The organism is Leisingera sp. S232, from assembly GCF_049800895.1.
Lineage (GTDB): Bacteria > Pseudomonadota > Alphaproteobacteria > Rhodobacterales > Rhodobacteraceae > Leisingera.
This window is the reverse complement of record NZ_JBNAFX010000043.1, coordinates 1-5,000: the sequence shown is the minus strand read 5'-3', so window position 1 is coordinate 5,000 and position 5,000 is coordinate 1. Positions and strand designations below refer to the sequence as shown.

Annotated in this window: 2 protein-coding genes, 1 tRNA gene, 2 rRNA genes and 1 pseudogene; 5 read left to right on the top strand and 1 reads right to left on the bottom strand. The window is 54.8% G+C overall.

Annotated elements, in window-relative coordinates; all coding sequences use genetic code 11:
• The first annotated feature begins 303 nt into the window (after window positions 1-303).
• From ACP151_RS18930 to tnpB, 5 genes are all read left to right on the top strand, one after another.
• Window positions 304-3,131: ribosomal RNA gene (locus ACP151_RS18930) — 23S ribosomal RNA — on the top strand.
• Between the two features lie 215 nt (window positions 3,132-3,346).
• A 5S ribosomal RNA gene (rrf, locus tag ACP151_RS18925) occupies window positions 3,347-3,461 on the top strand.
• 44 nt (window positions 3,462-3,505) lie between these two features.
• Window positions 3,506-3,582: transfer RNA gene (locus ACP151_RS18920), tRNA-Met, on the top strand.
• 553 nt (window positions 3,583-4,135) lie between these two features.
• Complete coding sequence (locus ACP151_RS18915) at window positions 4,136-4,537, top strand: hypothetical protein (protein ID WP_424980448.1); 402 nt, start codon at window positions 4,136-4,138, stop codon at window positions 4,535-4,537.
• Window positions 4,534-4,746 (top strand): IS66 family insertion sequence element accessory protein TnpB, encoded by a 213-nt coding sequence (gene tnpB / locus ACP151_RS18910; protein ID WP_424980447.1) that lies wholly within the window; start codon window positions 4,534-4,536, stop codon window positions 4,744-4,746. The genes ACP151_RS18915 and tnpB overlap by 4 nt, the downstream gene beginning before the upstream one ends.
• 28 nt (window positions 4,747-4,774) lie before the next feature.
• Here tnpB and ACP151_RS18905 read toward each other — a convergent pair.
• A pseudogene (locus ACP151_RS18905) lies at window positions 4,775-5,000 on the bottom strand (IS5/IS1182 family transposase); the annotation flags it as partial.

Genomic DNA, 5,000 nt, shown 5'->3' with positions numbered 1-5,000 from the left:
ACAAGACTGTTGGTCGCCCGAGTGTGGGACTGACCTCAGTCAGGTGCGGACTGTCCTTCGGGATGGGATGCGAGCTTCAGAAGACGTCATGTTTCCTCAGACGTGCTGAAGTCTGCCTGATTGAAAAGACAGTGTTGTCCAAGTCAAGTACACTAACCCGCATGATCGCACGATCATGCAACAAGTTCTCAGTCACATGTTGGCTGGGAGCGGGATAGTTTGCTTTTTGGTTCAGAAGTAGAGGCGCCGGTTTCTTACCAGCTTCCGGTGCCGTGAAAGGTAACACTTTCTCTTTCTGGATCAAATCAAGCGCGAGAAGGGCGTTTGGTGAATGCCTTGGCAGTAAGAGGCGATGAAAGACGTGATACCCTGCGATAAGCTTGGGGGAGCCGGGAATAGGCTTTGATCCCAAGATCTCTGAATGGGGGAACCCACCTGACAGATCGTTATTGTTACCTTTGGTAATCAATAATGGTTTGAACCAGGTACTTAAGGACTGAATACATAGGTCTTTAAGAGCAAACCCGGGGAACTGAAACATCTAAGTACCCGGAGGAAAGGACATCAATAGAGACTCCGTTAGTAGTGGCGAGCGAACGCGGACCAGCCGAGCCTGATGAGTGACCAGAATGCGTTGGGAAGCGCAGCCATAGCGGGTGATAGCCCCGTATGGGAAGCTCTGAGGGACGTATTAAGTAGGGCGGAACACGTGAAATTCTGTCTGAAGATCGGAGGACCACCTCCGAAGGCTAAGTACTCCTTACTGACCGATAGTGAACCAGTACCGTGAGGGAAAGGTGAAAAGCACCCCGGCGAGGGGAGTGAAACAGTACCTGAAACCGAACGCCTACAATCAGTTGGAGGCCCCTTGAGGGCTGACAGCGTACCTTTTGTATAATGGGTCATCGACTTGGTCTCACGAGCAAGCTTAAACCGTTAGGTGTAGGCGCAGCGAAAGCGAGTCTTAATAGGGCGCATGAGTTCGTGGGATCAGACCCGAAACCGAGTGATCTAGGCATGGCCAGGTTGAAGGTGCGGTAACACGCACTGGAGGACCGAACCCACATCCGTTGAAAAGGATCGGGATGAGCTGTGCCTAGGGGTGAAAGGCCAATCAAACTCGGAGATAGCTGGTTCTCTGCGAAATCTATTTAGGTAGAGCGTCATCCGAATACCCCGGGGGGTAGAGCACTGGATGGGTAATGGGGCCCCACAGGCTTACTGATCCTAACCAAACTCCGAATACCCGGGAGTACTAGATGGCAGACACACGGCGGATGCTAACGTCCGTCGTGGAGAGGGAAACAACCCTGACCTCCGGCTAAGGCCCCCAATTCATGGCTAAGTGGGAAAGCAGGTGAGACGTCCAAAACAACCAGGAGGTTGGCTTAGAAGCAGCCATCCTTTAAAGATAGCGTAACAGCTCACTGGTCTAATTAAGATGTCTTGCGGCGAAGATGTAACGGGGCTCAAGCCATGAGCCGAAGCCGAGGATGCACATAGTGCATGGTAGCAGAGCGTAGTGTGACATAGTCTCATGTCTCCTTACTTCCTTCGGGAAGATTGGAGACGCGAGGCTTTCGATGAAGCCGGGGCGTGAGCCATCCGGTGGAGAGATCACTAGCGAGAATGATGACATGAGTAGCGACAAAGAGTGTGAGAGACACTCTCGCCGAAAGTCCAAGGGTTCCTGCTTAAAGCTAATCTGAGCAGGGTAAGCCGGCCCCTAAGCCGAGGCCGAAAGGCGTAGGCGATGGGAACCACGTTAATATTCGTGGGCCAGGAGGATGTGACGGATTGTGAAGGTAGTTCATCCTTATCGGATTGAATGGGCTGCTGATCAGTCCCTGGAAATAGCCCTCCATCAGACCGTACCCTAAACCGACACAGGTGGACTGGTAGAGAATACCAAGGCGCTTGAGAGAACGATGTTGAAGGAACTCGGCAAAATACCTCCGTAAGTTCGCGAGAAGGAGGCCCGGGTCCTACGCAAGTGGAATCCGGGGGCACAAACCAGGGGGTGGCGACTGTTTATTAAAAACACAGGGCTCTGCGAAGTCGCAAGACGACGTATAGGGTCTGACGCCTGCCCGGTGCCTGAAGGTTAAAAGGAGGGGTGAGAGCTCCGAATTGAAGCCCAGGTAAACGGCGGCCGTAACTATAACGGTCCTAAGGTAGCGAAATTCCTTGTCGGGTAAGTTCCGACCTGCACGAATGGCGTAACGACTTCCCCGCTGTCTCCAACATCGACTCAGCGAAATTGAATTGCCTGTCAAGATGCAGGCTTCCCGCGGTTAGACGGAAAGACCCCGTGCACCTTTACTACAGCTTCGCACTGGCATCAGGATTGTGATGTGCAGAATAGGTGGTAGGCATCGAAGCAGGGACGCAAGTCCTTGTGGAGCCTCCTTTGAGATACCACCCTTCGCACTCTTGATGTCTAACCGCGGTCCGTTATCCGGATCCGGGACCCTGCGTGGCGGGTAGTTTGACTGGGGCGGTCGCCTCCTAAAGAGTAACGGAGGCGCGCGAAGGTTGGCTCAGAGCGGTCGGAAATCGCTCGTTGAGTGCAATGGCAGAAGCCAGCCTGACTGCAAGACTGACAAGTCGAGCAGAGACGAAAGTCGGCCATAGTGATCCGGTGGTCCCGCGTGGAAGGGCCATCGCTCAACGGATAAAAGGTACGCCGGGGATAACAGGCTGATACTGCCCAAGAGTCCATATCGACGGCAGTGTTTGGCACCTCGATGTCGGCTCATCTCATCCTGGGGCTGGAGCAGGTCCCAAGGGTACGGCTGTTCGCCGTTTAAAGAGGTACGTGAGCTGGGTTTAGAACGTCGTGAGACAGTTCGGTCCCTATCTGCCGTGGGTGTAGGATACTTGAGAGGAGTTGCCCCTAGTACGAGAGGACCGGGGTGAACGAACCACTGGTGGACCTGTTGTTGCGCCAGCAGCAGTGCAGGGTAGCTATGTTCGGACAGGATAACCGCTGAAGGCATCTAAGCGGGAAGCCCCCCTCAAAACAAGGTATCCCTGAGGGCCGTGGAAGACCACCACGCCGATAGGCCGGAGATGTAAGTGCAGCAATGCATTCAGTTGACCGGTACTAATCGCCCGATAGGCTTGATTTGATCCAGTAACAGACAGTGTTACGGAACCAAACAAAGCAAACATCCCAAAAAAATGACTTGGACTGTTGATTGTAGCCGACGCAGGTTGTTCTGCCTGCCGCAAATACGCGGTGACAGAACAGCCGGGCAGTATCTCGCACATCTACTTTGTAAATGTGCCGCCTGCTGCTCATCAGCCTTGCTTCGCAAGGTCGTCGGATATGGATTTTTCTTGGTTTGGTGGCTACAGCACAAGTGAAACACCCGGTCCCATCCCGAACCCGGAAGTTAAGCACTGTCGCGCCGATGGTACTTGGGCTTAAGCCCTGGGAGAGTAGGTCACCGCCAAACCTAGTAAAATCCAGAAATCTCTCTAAACGATCAATATACCCTGACGCGGGATGGAGCAGCCAGGTAGCTCGTCAGGCTCATAACCTGAAGGTCGTAGGTTCAAATCCTACTCCCGCAACCAACACAATACCCTCAGATATATCAAAGACTTCCGGCGCGCCGTCCGAGGCCTTCTTCGTGTTCGCGCCTTCCGCATCCGCCGCAAGCCGCAGCAGCCCCGCCAGATCCCCCTCCAGCGTCAGATCCAGGCCAGGGCCCTCCGCTGCAGGCGTCAGCACGATCCGCTCCACCAATGCGCGCAGCGCCTCCTTGGCCTCTTCCATGCCTTCGGCGGAGCCAAGGCTCCGGAGCAGCCGGGTGACCCGTTCGCGGTAGGCCTCCGCCATCGAAGGGTGAAACACCACCGTGTCCGGGGCAGGGGTCTGCTCCAGCTCCCGCTCCAGCTGTTGGCGCCGCGTGTCGAGATCGATCATACGGTCCTTCACCTGGTCTGCGGGAATGCCCGCAATGATCGCATCTACCAGCTTCTGGTGGTCGCGTTTAGCACGGTCGAGCGCCTGTTCCTTTTCCTTGCGGTTCCCGGCGGCTGGTAAGCGTTGCATCTGACCCCCTAATCAGCCACTGCTCAACTGATTAGCGCCATGGCATACTGCCCGAAATACGAGGTAGCAGCCATGAGACAGTTTCCGAAATCATTCACAGCCTATGGGTTCACAATCGAAGTCCATGCCGGAGGCCGTCGCGTCTGGCCTCCGAGCTTCAAGAGGTTCGTGAAAGAAAAGCTCGACAACGGCGAGCTGGCCCTTGCTGACGTCATGAAGGAATGCAACGTCTCACAATCGCTTGTCTACAAGTGGCGCGCCGACGTCAAAGCTTCGCGGATCAGGACGACAACAGAGACGGAAGACACCTTCTTCTCTGAGATCGCGATCCAAAACGATAGGCCAATGGAAACCTTCGCCGATTCCGTCGCCAGTGTAACACTGCGCGGGCGCGAAATCGAAATTTCGCTGCCATCGACGTATCCAGTCGATGACTTGATCAAGGTTATTCTCTCTTTGGAGGCCCGTACATGATTTCGCCCTCCGGTAATTTCAAACTCTACTTGGCCTCCAAGCCCGTCGATTTTCGAAAGGGCATGGATGGTTTGGCCGCTATCGTAATGAACGAATTTGAACTGGACCCCTTCAACGGCGCGATTTTCATCTTTCGATCTAAGAGAGCTGACCGAATGAAGATCATCGTTTGGGACGGCACCGGGGCGTTGTTGCGCAACTCGTTTTGAGGACGAGCTTCCCCTTTCCGCGGCGGATTCATCCATCACACACGATCTCGGCGGTGCCGAGGGCCGAGAATCGGTTCATGAGAGCGATGCGGATGTGGATTTCGGCGGTTTGTCTGTCTGGGTCCCTCGCCATGATGCGTTCGCCGAATGCCTTGAGGCATAGCATTTTGGCCTCCACGCGACTTCGGATGTGATAACCACTCCATCGTTTCCACAGCGCCCTGCCGAAGCGTTGCGAAGCGCGCAGTATCTCG

Excerpts from the sequence above, each read along its gene's own strand:
- ACP151_RS18915 (WP_424980448.1), top strand. The coding sequence starts at position 4,136 with ATGAGACAGTTTCCGAAATCATTCACAGCCTATGGGTTCACAATCGAA.
- tnpB (WP_424980447.1), top strand. The coding sequence starts at position 4,534 with ATGATTTCGCCCTCCGGTAATTTCAAACTCTACTTGGCCTCCAAGCCC.